The following is an 18,215-nucleotide window of genomic DNA, read 5'->3' on the forward strand; positions in this document are numbered from 1 at the left end:
TTTCGGCTCACGCACTGAGCTGCGCGTTGGAGCGATGATCACAAGCGTCACGTCAGAACTCGCGACATTTGCCGCATACCTGACATTCAATTGAACAGCAAATCCTTAGCCACTGCTTGCTACGTCACATCAGAATCCTCTCCATACCGCACCAGGTCAAAGATCTGAGAGAGAACTGATGGCGCCATCATCTCGGCGTGCGTGGCATCGACCGAGTGTTCGCGAATGCTCGCAACCCGATCCGACCATCGCTCGACCAAGTCGCGATGACGGTTGACATCTCTCTGCGCAACAACAAAATCCACAACTCCGCGGTAGCTCCTCGGTTCGTGATCGCTCGCCATTCTGGCAAGTTTCTCCACTCTCTCCGAAGCAGCTTCCAGAAGTTCAGCGGTCACAAAATCCAGGTGAGCTCTGGTGCGGATCTCGTCGGCGGCCTGCGCAAAAGTCAGATCGACGCGCGGCGCTTCCAGCTCGGTCAGTCCCAGTTCGGCAAATAGCTCGCCGGCGGTGGGAGCGGCTTGGATGGCCGGTATCCGCTCCGGAGGCAACGTATCGAGCATGACAACCGATCCGACCTTCGCACCGGACTCCGCGAGCGCCACCGCCATCTCCTGCGCCACGGTTCCACCGAGCGACCAGCCGAGCAGGTGGTACGCGCCCTCGGGTTGAACGATCCGCACCGCGTCCACGTACCGTTCGGCGAGCGCGTTGAGGGTTCCGGGCAGCTCGCCCGCACCTGTTGCCTGCACTCCGTAAACCCGACGGCCACCCAGGTGCTGCGCCACACCGGCGTAGCACCACGCCAATCCGCTCACGGGGTGTACGCAGAAGAGCGGCGGACGCTGATCGAGTGGATCTCCCCCGAGCAGGACAATGGTGTCCATCGGATCGGTTTTGCCGCCGGCCTCGATACGTTCGGCAAGTTCGGCCACCGTCGGATCGGTGAAGATCCATTGAACCTGCACATCACGATCGAGCCGCGCGCGTAGCGTCGACGCTACATCTACCGCGCCCATGGAGGTTCCGCCGAGTTCGAAGAAATTGTCGAACCGACCAACCGTGGGCGCGGATGTGTTGTGCGCGAACGCTTGTGCGATGCACTCTTCCAGTTCCGTTTCGGGTGGCTCGATCACACCGACGCTGCCACGGTCCGGCGCCGGCAATGCCACCTTGTCGACCTTGCCGGACGGTAGCACCGGAACCGCGTCGATCACCGTGACAGTTGCGGGAACCAGGTGACTAGGCAGGGTTGCCGACGCAAACTTTCGCAGACTGCTCGGATCCACCGACGCATCCTCCATCGTGACGTACGACGCCAGTTCCCCGTCCACCACAACGGTTACCGCAAACGTCACAGCGGGATGCCGACGCAATCCGGCGTCGACCTCGGCGGGTTCGACGCGGATGCCGCGGATCTTCACCTGGTCGTCGTTGCGGCTCACAAATTCGAGGGCACCGTCTTTCCGCCGTCGCCGAACGAGGTCTCCGGTGCGGTACATCCGGGCACCGGGATGGTTCGGGTCGGCAACAAACCGCAGGGCCGTCCGCGCGGGTGCGTGGATGTATCCGCGGGCAAGGTTGTGGCCGGCGATGTAGAGCTCGCCGGTGACGCCGTCGGGAACGGGATGCAGCCGGGAGTCGAGCACCAGTGTCGACGCTCCGTGCACCGGGCCGCCGATTGCTGTGTCGCTGCCGGAGATCTGCGTCGATGTTGCGGCCGCAATGGTGGTTTCACTCGGCCCGTAGCCGTTGAAGATCCGATGCTGCCGGGACCACTGTGCCGCCAGATCGGCGCTCAGCATCTCTCCCGCCGATTCCACTGTCAGCGGTGGGATCTCGTTCGGGTCGAGTGTCGAGAGAACGGTGGGCGTTGCGATGAGATGGGTGATCTCGTGCGAGCGGATGAACTCGGCCAGTTCGGCACCCGCGAAAACATATTCCGGTGCCAGTACCAGTGTTCCGAGCGCGGCAGGCGCGATCATGAATTCGAGGACCGAGGCGTCGAAGGTAGGTGATGCCAGCTGCAGGACGCGCATGGCGGTACCCGTCTCGAACATTTCGAGATGGGTGGCACACACATTTGCCAAGCCTCGATGCGACACCGCAACACCTTTGGGTGTTCCGGTCGAGCCCGAGGTGTAGATGACGTAGGCGAGGTTGTCCGGGTGGGCGCCGCGCGCGCCGGTCAGCGACGTTGTTGCAGTGCGATCGGACATCACAATCCACGTCAGTGCCGAGGGAAGAGAGCGTGCACCCGCGACGCACAGTCCGAGGCTCGCTCCGCTGTCGGCAATCATCGCTTCGAGTCGCTCACGGGGCTGGTCCGGGTCAACGGACACCCAGGCGGCGCCGGCCCGCGTCACAGCCCAGAGTGCAACTACCCACAGATGGCCACGTCCGGTTGCAACGGCAACCACGTCGTCTGGCCCAGCTCCCCGATCCACCAGTTCCTGTGCCCAATAGGTTGATTGGTCGAAAAGCTCTTGGTACGTCCAGGCCCTGTCGCCGTCCTCGAGCGCGATGGCCTCGGGGGTTTCTGCGAGCACATTGCCGAGGAGTGCGGCCAGAGTGAGCGGTGCGACATCTCCGCGACTACGCAGTGCTGGGTTCGCTCGGTCACCGAGTACGTCGATGTCGCCGACAACACTGTGCGGATCGGCCACCACTTCGCTCAGAATCCGAACAAATCTCGCGGCAAACAGTTCGGCTGTGGACTGCTCGAACAGGTCGGCGGCATACAGCAATCGCAGACGGACACCGGCGCCGGTGTCCGTCAGATCCCAAGTCAGGTCGTAATCGGCGGCAACGGGGGCTTCCCCGGCCAGCCGGAGCGGCTCGATTCCAGGCACACTCGGCAGATCGAGTGCACGTTGATACGCCAGCATCACGGTGAAGAGCGGGTGTTCGTTTGCCTTGCGCGGCGGCGCGATTCGGGCAACCACGTCGTCGAAGGACACGTCGGCGTTGTCCATGGCCCCGAGGTCGACGCGTCGTACCTGGTCGAGGATGTCCGAGAATTGTTCGCCGGGACGGATTGTTGTCCGCAGCGCAACTGTGCCGACCATCATTCCGACCATCGACTGCAGGTCCGGATCGTTGCGCAGGCTGACCGCAGTACCGACAACCACGTCGTCGGTTGCACTTTCGCGGGCGAGCAGCACCGCGATCACACTGTGCAGGAGCATGAAGACTGTCACTCCCCGCGCGTGGGCCAGAGCTGTCAGGCCCGCGTACAGGTCGCCGTCAATCGCGGCGGACACGACCGAACCGTGTTGTGTGGGAGCAGCGAGGCGCGGGTGATCTGTCGGTAGCGCCATGACGCCGTCGACGCCGCGGAGAACGGTTGCCCAGTAGTCCAGTTGGCGGGAAGCCAGGGTGGTCGGATCGGTCTTGTCGCCGAGCACGTCGCGCATCCAGACGCTGTAGTCCTGGTAATCGACGGGCAACGGACGCCAATCCGGTTGATGCCCCGCACCTCTCGCAGACAATGCAGCGGCAAAGTCCGCGAGCACGATCCCTGTCGAACCACCGTCGAGCGCAATGTGGTGCACCACAACAACCAATGCCCGGGCCCCGGAGCCGTCCACCGTCAACTGCACGCGCATCGGCGGTTGGTGTTCCAACCGGAAGGGCGCGGCCGCAAAGCGCGCTGCGCCCTCGTACAGTTCGTCGACCAGAACAGGGTCGAGATCAACTGCCGCGGGATCTGCGACTACTTGGTGTGGCCCAGCGGAATCAGCGGGAAAGCGGGTGCGCAAAATACTGTGTCTGGCAACCACATCCGATATCGCTGCGGCCAGGGCGCCTACCTCGACGTCTGGCTCGATCGTGACCGCAAATACCAAGTTGTATGCCGACGACGCGGGACCGAGCTGCGAGCTCAACCACATGCGCTGCTGCGCGGGAGCCAACGGCACGCGGCTTTCGGCCGCACGGCGGGTGAGCGGTGGCCGGGCAACAACGTCGTCGGCAGCATCGATCCAGCGCGCCAACGCACGCGGCGACGGATTCTCGAAGACGGCACCAACAGTTACGTCGCGGCCGAATACCGAGGCGAGTCGTCCCGCGACCACTGTGGCGGACAGTGAATCTCCACCGGATTCGAAGAAGTTGTGGAGCACGCCCAGGGCGGCGCCCGCATGGTGCGACATCACTGCCGTCACCAATTCTTCTGTGGCAGTGAGCGGCCAGGCGTGGGGAGTGTTTTCTCCGAGGCGGGCGTGCAGTGCACTCACATCCACCTTGCCGTTGCGGGTGAGAGGCAGCGCGTCGAGCGTGACGATGCGTCCGGGCACGAGGTACCCGGGTAGCTGCGTCGCCAATTCATTTCGGATCGTGTCTTCGCTGGTTCCCTCACTCACGACAAATGCGGTGATCACATCGCCGGCCAGGAGCACGGACACACCACTCACCCCGGGTAGCAACCGCGCCGCAGTTTCGATCTCGGCCAGTTCGATGCGCACACCACGAACCTTGACCTGGCGGTCGTACCGGCCGACAAATCCCAATGCGCCGCTCGCTGTTCGGTGCACCAGGTCTCCGGTGCGGTAGCGTCGCCGTCCGCCCGGCGCCGCCACAAAGGCACTAGCGGTTGCGGCGGGATCGCCGAGATAGCCCATCGCCACACCGGGACCATTCACGTACAGCTCCCCCACGCCGCCCAACGGGACGGGGCGCAGCGCGCCATCGAGCACTTCGGCTCCGGTGCCCGTGATGGGTTCACCAATTCCGGCGTCCGTGTCGACATCCGCCAGAGTGGCCACGACGCTGGATTCCGTGGGGCCGTAGGCGTTGAGCATCCGCGCGCCGGCACTCCAGGCGCGTGCGGTAGCGGGTGAGAGAACGTCGCCACCCACGGCAACCACATCGAGCAGCGGCAGTGCGGCCGGGTCCATCGTGTCGAGCACACCCGGGGTGGACAGTAGGTGCGTGACGCGGTGCTCTGCCACGAACTTTTCGAGGTCCCGGCCGCCGTAAACGTCGGGCGGCGCTACAACCAACGATGCTCCGCTGCCGAAGGCAAGCAGCATCTCGAGCACAGCGGCATCGAAGCTGGGGTTGTAGCCCTGCAGGACAACCGAACCCGATGTGACGCCGTATCGCTTCACAGCTTCGTCCGTGAGCGGTCCCAGGCCGCGATGAGTCACCGCGACGGCTTTGGGGTTGCCGGTCGATCCGGAGGTATGGATGACATACGCTACGGCGTCCGGATTCTGCGTGCCGGGAACGGGGCTGACGGGTTGCAGCACCGACCGCAACTGACGCAGACGGTCTTCCGGGAAATCAGGATCGATCGGCGCAAAAGCCGCACCGGTCTTGGTTATCGCCCACAGTCTGATGACGTAGTCGATCGATCGCACCGCACTGATCTCGAGCACCGCGCCCGGTCCGGCACCGGCTGCTACAAGCTCCTGTGCCAATTCGTTCGACGCGTCGTCGAGTTCTCGATACGTGAGCATCTCGGTGCCGTCGCGCAGCGCAATGTTGTCGGGAAACGTTGTTGCGGTACTGGTGAAGATCGCGCTCAAGGGCCGGGACGAATCAACGGGTGTTGCCACCCAACTGGGTGCTGAGATCGTTGTTGCTTCCGCCACCACAAGCGTGGGGTCGGCCACCGCGTGCTGCACGACGTCCACAAACAGATCGGCCACCGATTGCGCAGTCGCGGCGTCGAAGAACTCCCGCGCGTACACAACCAGCCCGTCCGTGTGGCCGTCCGGTCGTTCGGTCAGCGACACCTGCATCTCGAACTTGGCCGCACCTGTATCGATTTCGGTAGCACTGACTGTCAGGCCGGCGATGTCGACGTCCGGAATGGCAAAGTTCTGCAGTGCCAACGCAACCTGCGGCATCCGGCCGCCGAGCATCGAGGTCAGAGCTTCCACGGGCACATCGCTGTGCTCGAAGGCCTCGAGATCGTGCTCACGAACCTGTTCCACGAGTTGCAGCATCGTCGTGTCGCGGTGGATCCGGGCCCGCAGCGGGACGGTATCGACAAACATTCCGATCAGGCCGTCCAAGGCCGATGACGAGCGTCCGTCTACTGCGGTTGCGATCACCACGTCCGAGCTGCCGCTCAGCCTCGCGAGAACTGCTGCCAGTGCGGCATGGAAAACCATGAACGGTGTTGACTGGGCCCGGCCGGCCAATTCCGCGATCGCCGACGTGGTGCGGGCGTCCAATGAGAACTCGACACGGTCCGCGGTCCACGTCGTAGACACGGAGCGGCGATCCGGCGTCAGCGGCGTCACCGAGGTGACGTCGGCAAGTTCCGACTGCCAATAAGATACTGATTCGGTATCTGAATTCTGTTCCCATACTGCGTAATCCGCGTACTGAACCGGTAGCGGCTGCCACTGCGGAGCCGAACCTATGCGCCGGGACGAATAGGCAGCAAGCACGTCGTGAACGATCGGAACCAAAGAGCCACCGTCTGCGGCAATGTGGTGCACGTTCACCGCGAGCACGTGACGCTCGGGTGCGAGCGTGAACAGTGCGGCGCGAATCGGGAGCTGCGTGCTCACGTCAAAACCCTGGGATGCAAAGGCATACAGCTCTGCGTCCAACGAGTCTTCGGTGGCGGCACGGGCTTCGAGTGTCAGATCCGCATCGGCCAGGATCTGCTGTACCGGTGGCCGTTGCGGATAGACGGTTCGCAGAACCTCGTGCCGCGTCAGCACGTCACCGAGAGCGAGTTGCAGAGCCGCACCGTCAAGCTCACCGCGCAGGTCTACGGCAACCGGCAGGTTGTAGGCGCTGCTGGTGGCGTCGAGGGTGTTGAGCACCCACATGCGTTGCTGATTGCGTGAGAGCGGAATCTCTGCCGGACGGGGACCGGCAACGATGTCTGCCGCGCCACGCTGTGAAGCCGGCTCCTGTTCCAGCGCCGCAGCGAGTTCCGCGACGGTCGGATGTGCAAACAGCAGTCGCAGCGAGATATTCCGTGTCAGGGTGTTCCCCACCTGCGACGTCACCCGGGTAGCGAGCAGTGAGTTTCCGCCATGATCGAAAAAGTGTGTGCCACGGCCGATGTGGTCGGTTCCGAGCACACTTGCGAATACCTCGGCCACAGCACGCTCGGTGGCGGTGCGCGGGGGTTCGAAGGGCAAGGCGGATATGTGGGGCGCCGGCAACGCGCGAACGTCGAGCTTGCCGTTCACCGCCGGCGGATCGCTGTCGAAGACCACAACGGCACCGGGGACCATGTACGACGGCAGCGCATCGGCGAGCCTGCGGCGCAGGTCGTCACCGTCGAGGTGCGCACCACGTTTCGGGCGCACATATGTCACCAGCATCGCAGTGCCCGCGGCGCTGGTGCGGAGAACCGTTGCGCAGAAGTCGACTTCCGTGATCGCTGCGATGGCCGCTTCGATCTCGGCGGGCTCGATACGCACACCGTTGACTTTCAACTGTGCGTCGTTGCGGCCAAGGTAGTGCAACCGGTAGCCGCTGCTCGTGTTCTTCCACATCACCAGATCGCCGGTGCGGTACATCCTGGCGCCGCCTGCGGTGGCTACAAAGCGTTCGGCCGTCCATTCCGGATGGCCGGCGTATCCGCGCGCAAGGGCAGCGCCCGCAAGATAGAGCTCGCCCGCAACGCCAGGTGGAACCGGCTCGAGGAAGTTGTCGAGCACAACGGCGTCGACGCCGGCTACCGGATACCCGATGGGGATGTCGCGGCCGTTGGCGATAAGCGGTTCTGTCGCAACGGTGTACATGGTTGCCTCGGCCGGGCCGTAGCCGTTCACTACGCGTCGTCCCGGTGACCATCGTTCGACGATGTCGGCGGTCAGGCGCTCACCACCGAGCATCACCATCTCGAGGTGAGGCAGATCGTTGTCCTCGACCGTTGCCATCACTGTCGGTGTGATGCACAGGTGCGTGATCTGTTCCCGCCGAAGTAGATCGGTGAGCGCGGGGCCGGCAAACTCGGCATCAGACGCCAGCACCAGTGTTGCCCCGCTGGAGCCGGCGAGCAGAACTTCCAGGAGCGTCATGTCGAATCCCGGTGCGCCGCGGTGAAGTACGCGCGAACCGGCACCGGCGCGGTAGCGAACCGTCAGATCGGCGTCGAGTGCTCCCAGGCCCTCGTGAGTAACCACGACGGCTTTGGGAGCGCCCGAAGTACCCGAGGTGAACACGACGTACGCGGCGCAGGCGGCGGGGATCGTATCCGTGGCCGCGACACCAAGATCTGGGGACAGCACCGCGCTGAGCGCATCTAGGGTGCGCGACGCCGGCTGAGCGGGGTCGATCAAGGCAGGCGCCGCACCGGTTTTGGCGATGGCCCACAACCGGACGATGGAATCTACGGTGCGATCAGCCGTCCACGGAATCACGCGTTCGGGAGCGGCACCGTCGGCGCGCAAGTCTGCCGCGACAACGTCGGAGCGGCGGTCGAGTTCACGATAGGTCAGGGCCTCGCCGTTACCGGTAACCGCAACCGCGTCCGGTACGGCGCGCACACCTCGAGTGAGCATCGACGCCAATGTGGTTGTCGCGCTGGTCCCGATACCTCTGGCCGGAACCAACGCGTCGCGCTCGCCAGAGTTCAGAAGATCGATCTGTCCGAGGATCGCCGACGGATCAGCGGATACCTGCTCGAGCAAGCGCACGTACCGTTCCGCGAAGCGTGTGACCGTGTCTGCGTCGAATAGGTCTGCGTTGTAGGCAAATTCCAGGCGCATCGGATGATCGTCGGCAGCGTCCGTGATGTTGAGCTGAAGATCGAAGTTGGCGTGCTCGAACTCTGCGACCATCGGGGTAAGAGTCAGGCCCGGCAGTTCCCAGCTGGTCGGCCGCGGCGCCTGGAAGGACAGCGCGATCTGGAACAGCGGGTGGTGCGACGGCGACCTGGCCGGATTCAGCTTTTCGACCAACGTCTCGAAGGGCATGTCCGCGTGGGTGTATGCGGCCAGGTCCTGCTGGTGTACGTGGCCGAGCAACTCCGCGAAGGACGCGGTTCGATCGACCGTGGTTCGCAGAACCAAGGTGCCTGCAAACATTCCCACCAGATCGTCCAGCTTGGGATCGGAGCGGCCGGCCACCACTGTCCCGATCGGCACGTCGGCACTGTCGCTGTACCGCGACACGAGGGCGGCCAGCGCGGCGTGCATCACCATGAACGTGGTGGCGTTGTGCGACCGCGCCAGGGTGTCGAGCAGCCCACGCAAGGTATCAGCGAGTTCGACCTGATGGGACCTGCCCAGGCCAGACGGCGTCAGCGGCCGAGGATGATCCAACGGCAACGTCACCTGATCCGGCAAACCGGCCAGGTTCTCCAGCCAGTACGCAGCAACATGATCCGGAACTCCTGAATCACGCTGCCACACACTGTAATCAGTGTATCGAATCGGCAACGGCGCCCAGGACGGCGAGACAGCATTCGAGTGAGCGGTGTACGCGGTGACGGTGTCTCGAATCAAGGCGTCCATCGACCACGCGTCGGCAGCAATGTGGTGGATTACCAATGCCAGAACATGAGAGCGCTCGTCGACGCGGAACAGTTCGCCGCGAACCGGTGGATCAACCGTGACATCGAAACTTGTTCCCACCAGCTCGGCAACCCGGTCCATGACCGATTCAGAGTTGACAGTCACGGGTTCGAGTGCAGGAGTGACCAGTTCGGCCTCGAGGACCACCTGACGCACACCGTCGACTCCCACCGGGTAGACAGTCCGGAGTGTCTCGTGCCGCTCTACGACGTCCACGGCGGCTTTACGCAGCGTCTTGGCGTCGACGTTTCCGTCGAGCCGCAGAATCACGGGAATGTTGTATCCAGCTGCGGTGGTGTCGAACTGATTGAGAATCCACATTCGGTGCTGAGCCGGCGACAGGATCAGTTCTGCGTCAATGCCGGCCGGTTCGAGTGCGATGCGTCGGCGGCCACTGCCGATCCTGGCGCTGATCCCGGCGGCCAATTCGCTGACGGTGGGCCGCTCGAATACCTCGCGCACATCGATATCGGTGTCGAACACCGCGCTCAGCCGGGTGGACAGACGAGTCGCGATCAGAGAGTTTCCGCCCTGGTCGAAGAAACTCCGTGTGACGTCAACAGTTTCGAGGTGCAGGAGTTCACCGAATACCGCTGCGACGGTTTCTTCCATCGGGTCGCGTGGTGGCCGTCCGTGCGCGCGATTCGACGCAGGCTCGGGCAATCCTGCTCGGTCGAGTTTGCCGTGCGGCGTGATCGGCAGAGCGGGCAACGGCACGATCAGGGCGGGCACCAGGTGAGCGGGCAACTGGTTGCGCAGATCCGCTACAACGGCGTCCGTATCCTCGATGTCCGGCGCGATGTAGGCAATCAGCGCCGGTCCGGTAGGCAGGTCACGTAGAACTACTGCGGCCGCGCTGATCTCGGGCCGACGCAAGAGCGCCGCTTCGATCTCACCGGGTTCGATGCGGTAGCCGCGCAGCTCTACCTGGCTGTCGGAACGACCGATGTAGCGCAGCGCGCCCCGGTACATCCGAACCCTGTCGCCGCTGCGATACATCACCGATCCGGCGACTGCGGGTTCGGGAACAAACCTGGTTGCACTCAGCGACGGCTTACCGAAGTACCCGGCAGAGACCTGCGGCCCGGCAACATACAGTTCGCCGACAGTGCCTTCCGGCACGGGCCGCAACGAGCTGTCCAATACATACGTACGAAGTCCGGGAATCGCCGTGCCGATGACGGAATCATCGTCGGCAGCACCGGAAAGATCGAATGCCGTGACGTGCACGGTGGTTTCGGTAATTCCGAACATGTTCACGGCGCGAATCTCGCGATGACTGTCGAGCCAGCCGCGAACCGAGCCCACGTCCAGGGCTTCTCCCCCGAAGATCAACAGTCGTACCGGCAGTTCGGTGGACTGCGTGATCGCGGCGAGCGCCTGGAACGCCGACGGTGTCTGATTGAGAACAGTGACGCTTTCGTCCACCAGCAACTGTGCAAACTGCGGGGTAGACCGGGCGACATAGGCGTCGACGGGAACCAGCCGCCCACCCGTTGTCAACGCACCCCACATCTCCCAGACCGAGAAGTCGAATGCGCCGGAGTGGAACATCGTCCACACGTCGCCTGCACCGACATCAAAAATCTCCTCGGTTGCCGCCAGCAACGCAATGACGTTGGCATGTGACACGACAACACCTTTGGGGGTGCCGGTTGAGCCGGAGGTGTAGATCAGATACGCGTCTTGTGCAGGCACTACAGCGCGGCGTCGGGCCAGGTCGGGATCGCCCACAGCCGTGACGTCGATCAGTTCGCGGCCGAAGTTCGTCAGGCGGGGCACCGCAGATTCGGCGCAGAGCACGTGTGTTGGTGCGGCGTCGCCGAGCAGATACTCCAGGCGTGCGTCGGGATAGTCGAGGTCGAGCGGAACGTACACACCACTGGAGCGAATTACGGCCAGCACCGCAATCACAAATTCCGGCGAACGCGGCAGCGCAACGGCCACGCGGTCACCCACTCGAACGCCACGCTCGATCAATGCGCCTGCGAGCACCGCAGACCGATGTTCCAGCTCGGTGTACGTGAGGTGATTGTCGCCGACGCCTACAGCAACGGCGTCGCCGTGTGTAACCACCTGTGCCAGAAACAGTTCTACCAACGAGTCTGCCGAACGGGCAGGTCCCGATACAACTGGCGTCAGCGCACCGTGTTCAGTGCTACTCAGGACGTCGACGGCTCGAAGCGTGATATCTGGATTAGCTGTGACGGCTTCGCAGACTCGCAGCAGCCGGTCCATCCATCTCGACACGGTCTCCGCGTCGAACACATCGGAGGCATAGGTGAGTGACCCGGCGATTCCTCCGGGCGAACCGTCGGGAAGGCGTTCTTCGCGGACGGCCATTTCGATGTCGAACCGAGCGTGATCGGGAGTGCGCCCCACACCGTGTGCCGTCGCCGCGCCAAGCGCCATATCGGCCTCGGTGCCAAACGCATCGAGAGCGAGAACCACCCGGAACAACGGATTCCGATTCTGGCCGCGGTTGGGTGCAACTCGATCGACCACCCAATCGAACGGCACATCCGCGTGTGACATCGCAGCGAGGTCGACATCCCGAACTTGTTCGAGGAACGCCGCAAACGTGTCCCCCGGCTTGGTTTCCGTCCGCAGCGCCACAGTGCCGGCAAACATGCCCACTGTGGAATCGAAGGCCGGGTGTGCGCGTCCCGACGTGGGAGTGCCGATCGCAAAATCTTCTGCGCCGGTGATCTTGTGGAGCAGGACTGCGAGCACTGCGTGCACCGCCATGAACGTGGTGGCGTTGTGCTCGCGGGCAATCGCCGTCAGCTGCGCGTGAAGTTCGGCCGATATGTCGAAAGCGATAGTGGCCGCGGGTGGTTCCGTGCCGATCGCCCGTCGCCGGTCGGTGGGGAGAGCCAGGTGTGTCGGCAGCGCCCGAAGCGTGTTCTCCCAAAACGCAAGTTGGTCATGAGCAAGACTTCCCGGCTGGTCGGGGTCGCCGAGTGCTGCTCGTTGCCACACCGAATAGTCGCGGTAATCCAGCGGCTGCGCCGGCCAGTTCGGGGTTTCGCCGCGAACGCGATCGTCGTACGCGCGAACCAGGTCACCGACCACCACACCGAATGAGAGTCCGTCCACGGCTATGTGATGAGCAACGACGGTCAGGCGGTGGTCGTGTTCGCCGAACGACGCCAGCACCAGGCGCAGTGGCAGCTCGGCTGTGACGTCGAACCCGCGCCTGGCTGCATCTGCGGCTGCGCCGGCGTACTCGTCTGCGCCAACCTGCAGCAGGCTTGTCGTCGAGTCCGACAGGACCTGCACCGCGGTGCCTGCAGTTCCGATGGGGTACACCGTCCGCAAGACGCGATGCCGATGTCGGATGTCGGTAAACGCCTGTTCGAGTGCGTCGATGTGGAGCACTCCGCCGAGTGTCACCTCGAAAGAGACGTTGTAGGCGGAAGATTCCGGGGCGAGGCGTGCGAGCAGCCAGATACGTTGTTGCGCCAGTGACGGTTCCACCACGACATCAGCGTCGATCGCCACGGGTTCCGGCAACGCCGACCCTGCGGCCGATCGGCGAAGGTGCTGCGCAAGCCCAGTCGGTGTCGAGGCCTCGAATACGTCGCGGACGCCGACGCGAGTGCGCAGTGCCTCGGACAGCCTGTTCGCGACGTACACCGCGGCCAGCGAGTTCCCGCCCGCGGCAAAGAAATCGGCATCCGCGCTCAGGGACGCCACCCCGAGGACGTCTGCCATCACGGTGGCAACAAGAGCTTCGTGGTGGTTGACCGGTTGCAGCGCGACGTCCGCTTCGCGGTGCGGAGTGGGTAGCGCGTCACGGTCGATCTTGCCGTTTGTAGTGGTCGGCCACGTTGACACCACGGTGATCGAGGACGGCATCATCGCAGCGGGCAGCACATTCGCCAGATGCTCGGCGATAAAGGACGTATCAGTGACGATCGACGTGTCGGTGGACTCAGGCCCCTCATCGGCCGTGAGTACAACGTACGCAGCGATTTCGCCGTCGCGGGCAACGGCCAGCGCCGACGCCACGCCCGAGACGGAAGTCAGTGCCGCTTCCACCTCACCGAGTTCAACCCGGACGCCCCGGATCTTGACCTGATGGTCTGCGCGCCCGACAAATTCGAGTTGACGCTCTGCCGTCCATCGCACGAGGTCACCGGTTCGGTACATGCGACTCGACGGGTCTCCGTACGGCGCCGCAACAAAATTTCCAGCAGTGAGGCTCGCACGACGCACGTATCCCCGCGCCAGTCCGGGGCCCATCACATACAGTTCGCCGGTTGCACCAATTGCGCTCGGCTGCAAACGAGCATCCAGCACAACGGCGGACACGCCGTCGATGGGCCTGCCGATCGGCGGCCGCTGCGCCGGGTCGAGCGGATCGCTCATGAACGCGGTCACGCTCGCCTCTGTGGGTCCGTATGAGTTGACGACGCCGGCGTACGGCGACCACCGCTCGATCAGATCCGGCGAGGGCGAGTCGCCGCCCACGTTGAGCATGCGCATGTCCGGCAAGCCGCTCGGATCCATCGACGATGCCACCGCTGGCGTGGACAGGAAGTGCGTCACGCGTTCTGCGCGTAAGTAGTCGGCCAGATCAGCACCACCGATCAAACCGGGCGGCACCACTACCGCAGTTGCGCCGGTTCCGTGTGCAAGAAGGAGTTCCAGCACCGCAACGTCAAATGATGGTGAAACAAAGTGAGCAACTCGGGCCGACGCGTCGACAACAAGATTCCTGGAGTGAGCGCGCAGCAGCGAAGTCGCGGCACGGTGTGTGACAGCAACACCTTTCGGCTGCCCGGTGGACCCTGATGTGTAGACGATGTAGGCGACGTCATCGATCGCGGCGGCGCGAATAACACGTGTTTCGTATTGATCGGCATCGTCGTAGTGGTCGGTGTTGATGTCCACGTGCGCGAGACCGGTGGGCGCAGACCACGATCGCGGCGCAAGTACGACGCTCACTCCCGCATCCACCAACATGAATTCGATACGTTCGGCCGGGTAGTCCGGATCGACAAATATGAAGGCGGCGCCTGATCGAATGACCGCGTGGAAGGCGACCACCGACTCTGCCGAACGTGCCGCGATGATCGCCACCACGTCACCCGCGCCAATCCTGTGGTCAATCAGCTCGTTGCACAAAAAGTCTGATCGAGAGCGGAGCTCTCCATAGGTAATCGTGGTGCCACCCGCGCGGACAGCTGGTGTTGCGGCGCCGCCGGATCCTTCGGACAGAACTGCGTCGAGTGTTCGGGGTGCGATGGCCGGCAATCCCTTGCTGGGCACCAGCATCGCGTAATCATCGGCGGTCAGTACGCCAAGGCTGCCCACCGGAAGATCCGCTGGCGCATCGACAAGCTCGGCCAGGACCCGCACAAACTGCTGGTGATGAAGCTCGAGGTCTTGCTCGCTGTAGACGCCGGGGTTGGCCTCGAATCCCAGCCGAATATCGGCGCCGGCAACAGCTGGGTAGATACTGAAGAACAGATCGTCGATGGGACCGGACGTGAGAACGTGGAATTCTCCGACAACGCCGCCGAGTCGAATGGTGTTGTGGAACATCATGATGTTCACAGCGGGTCCAGCCGAATCACGAGTTCCCCCGCGGTTGTCGGGGCCAGCCATGTCCTCGTAACGGAATCGCTGATGACGCAAGGCGCCGGTCAACTGCGTGGAGAGCTGATTCACCAGTTGAGCCGCTGTCAATTCCGGATCAACCGACACGCGCATCGGCACGATATTGGCGAGCATTCCGCCGGAGCGTCTCATCGCTGCCGTCGTCCGGCCTGAAATGGGAAGGCTCAGAGTAACTTCGGCAACTCCGGCCATGCGGGCCAGGTACACGGCGTAAGCACCGGCAATAACCGGAACCTCGCTGGTTTCCCACAGTTTCGCAACTTCGGTGATCCGCCCGGCGAGATCCGCATCCATGGTGCGGGTGAGCATGCGCTGCGGCATGGATGGCGCTGCGCGACGTTCAGTCAACCGCACAGGTTCCGGCATGCCGTCAACAATTCGGGCCCAATATTGACGGTCTGTCTCGAATCGGGAAGACGAACGATATGACGCATCCAACTGGTACAACTCATGCAATCCGAGTGCGCGCAGCGGCGGAACCTCAGTGTTTTCCACCAAATGTGTGTAACGCTCCGCAACCCGATTCATAAGCGTCATTGCGCCATGTCCGTCGAGCACCAAATGGTGGGCATGCGAATACCAAAAATAATGGTTTTCTGATACGTGCAACAAAGTCGCGGTAATTAGTCGATCGACCGACATATCTATCGGACGCGAATATGTCAGCGACATCCACTGCTGTGCTGCTTCGATCGGATTCTTGCTGCCTCGTAGGTCGACATAGCCAAGCGCATCGGGAATTGAAAGATCAACAACCTGGTGCGGTGCCGCATCCGTCTCGACCAGGCGTACCAGCGCAGATTCGATCTCGCGGCACCCACGATCCGTTGCTTCGATCAACGCGGCGACGTCGATAAATCCGCGAAGTTCCACGTACTGGGCAACAACAAAAGGGGTTGAAGGATTGACTTGCTGCGCCAGCCACAGAGCCTGTTGGGCACGAGACAGCGGGAAAGAGTTCAAACCCGATACCTCCACCTTCATCAGCCCCGAATTATGTATTGGAAACGCCGGCTGATCAGGTCCATCTAATTAAGCGCACAACAAGAACGGCCAGGCTGAAGTTTACGGTGCGACGCCCCCTCTCACCACTTCAGGGTCAATTCTGGCACACCGCGGTAACCTCTGACGACCCCGAAAGTCAGGAGTAATTCGCAATGTCCAGCACCACATCGGGACCAAGGTCCGATGACGAATCCGAAGCTATAGATTCCACATCAACATCTACTACTCGGATTCGACGCCGAAGCCGCATCAAGACGTCAAATCGACGACGCAATATCATTGCCGGATCGAGCGCATTTATGCTGGTAGTCGTCGCTTTTGGAGCCTGGATGGGCTACTCCGCCATCACAACAAAGGGCAATCTCGAATCGGCACGCGACCATGCGCAGTCCACCAAGACTGCACTCCTGGCGGGGGACGCGGAGGCCGCCGAGCAGTCTGCAGCCGATGCCGACAAATATGCGAGTTTGGCATATTCGGAGACGCAATCCCTCCCCTGGAGCATCGCGTCAGCAATCCCAGTCATCGGCAGCCCGTTCGAGACCACCAAGCAGATGACAGATGTGGTCCATGGATTGACCAACGACGTCCTCCTCCCTGCGGTCGATGCTGGAACCGCGCTTGCTCCTGGTGAATTGATTCAGTCGGGAGGCCAGATTGCACTCGAACCGTTGCGGGAAGCGGCACCAGTCCTCGAACAGACAGCAGCCGCCGCAGCGGACCTGTCGACCCGAGCGGCGGCCGTTCCGGAAGCCAACTTCATAGGCGCAGTTAACGATGCGCGCACCTCGTTAGTGGATCAAACTACTGAGCTGACTAACCTTCTGGAGAACACCGCGCTCGCTGCGCGCCTGGCACCGACGATGCTCGGAGCCGACGGACCGCGCAATTACTTCATCGGATTCCAGACAAACGCCGAGGCACGCGGTACAGGCGGGCTGCTGGGCGGCTACGGAATTGTCCGAGTCGACGACGGGGCCGCGCGAGTCGATACGTTGGCGCGCAACTCCGAGCTGAGCATGGACAACAGTCCAATAGACCTAGGTCCTGACTTTGCCACTCTCTACGGAACGAGCCGTCCCACCACCGATTTCCGCAACAGCAACCTCAGTTCACACTTCCCCTACGCTGCACAAATTTGGCAGTCATTGTGGAAGCAGGAGTCAAACGGCGAGGTAGTCGACGGAGCTATCGCGATAGATCCAATTGCGTTGAGCTACATATTGAAAGTTGTGGGGTCGGTCACAATGCCCGACGGCGAAAAGGTTACAGCCGACAACGTTGTGGAACTCACCGAGTCAACGGCCTACATCCGTTTCGCGGATGACAACAACGCGCGCAAGGAGTACCTGCAGACTATTGCCGCACTTGTGGTGGACAAGATGACCGGCAATATCAGCTCTGCAAGCGCACTTCTCGACGCTTTGGGTCGCGGTGTATCCGAGGGCCGCATCGCAGTGTGGAGTTCCCATCCCGAGGAGCAGGAACTACTTGCCACAACACCTTTGGGTCATGCCGTGCCCACGGATGAAGCACCTTTTGCGGGTGTGGTGATCAACAACCAGGCCGGCAACAAGCTCGACTACTACCTGACGCGCTCGATCACCTATTCCGCTGACAGCTGCGAGGGCGACACCCGGAGTTCGAAGGTGACCGTCAGCCTCACCAATAACGCTCCGGCAGGCGATCTTCCGGACTATGTGGACGGCATGGTGGCGAACCCTAAGAACCTTCCTCAGGGCACCAACATGGCTGCTGTTTCGCTGCTCGCAACTCAGAGAGCGAAGTTGGAAAGTGTTGCGGTGGGCGGAAAGATCGCCTTCTCCGCAACAGGACAGGAACTTGGTCACCCTGTTTTCATGACTTTAGCCGAGATTCCGAAGGGCCAAACGGTGGATATTGTTTTCAACCTCAAGGAACCCACTGCGGCCGGCGCGGCACGAGTTCCCGTGCAGCCGTTGGTCGATGACCCGACCATCACAATCGACGTACCTACTTGCTAGATCAGACCTTTCCGGTGAACTCACCCGCCTCGGCTGACAGAGCAACACAGTGCACGCAGCGGCCTTTCAGAATGATTGCATC

The 18,215-nt window shown here is 62.6% G+C and carries 2 protein-coding genes; one reads left to right on the plus strand and one right to left on the minus strand.

The window, feature by feature from the left end:
• Window positions 1–119 precede the first annotated feature (119 nt).
• Complete coding sequence (locus FFI94_RS24115; RefSeq protein WP_260684268.1) at window positions 120–16,109, minus strand: non-ribosomal peptide synthetase; 15,990 nt, start codon at window positions 16,107–16,109, stop codon at window positions 120–122.
• A 173-nt stretch (window positions 16,110–16,282) separates the two neighbouring features.
• Between FFI94_RS24115 and FFI94_RS24120 the strand changes: the two genes are divergently transcribed.
• Window positions 16,283–18,133 (plus strand): DUF4012 domain-containing protein, encoded by a 1,851-nt coding sequence (locus FFI94_RS24120; protein ID WP_138870035.1) that lies wholly within the window; start codon window positions 16,283–16,285, stop codon window positions 18,131–18,133.
• Window positions 18,134–18,215 lie beyond the last annotated feature (82 nt).

Source organism: Rhodococcus sp. KBS0724 (genome assembly GCF_005938745.2).
Classification (GTDB): domain Bacteria; phylum Actinomycetota; class Actinomycetes; order Mycobacteriales; family Mycobacteriaceae; genus Rhodococcus_F.

Excerpts from the sequence above, each read along its gene's own strand:
- FFI94_RS24115 (WP_260684268.1), bottom strand. The coding sequence starts at position 16,109 with ATGAAGGTGGAGGTATCGGGTTTGAACTCTTTCCCGCTGTCTCGTGCC.
- FFI94_RS24120 (WP_138870035.1), top strand. The coding sequence starts at position 16,283 with ATGTCCAGCACCACATCGGGACCAAGGTCCGATGACGAATCCGAAGCT.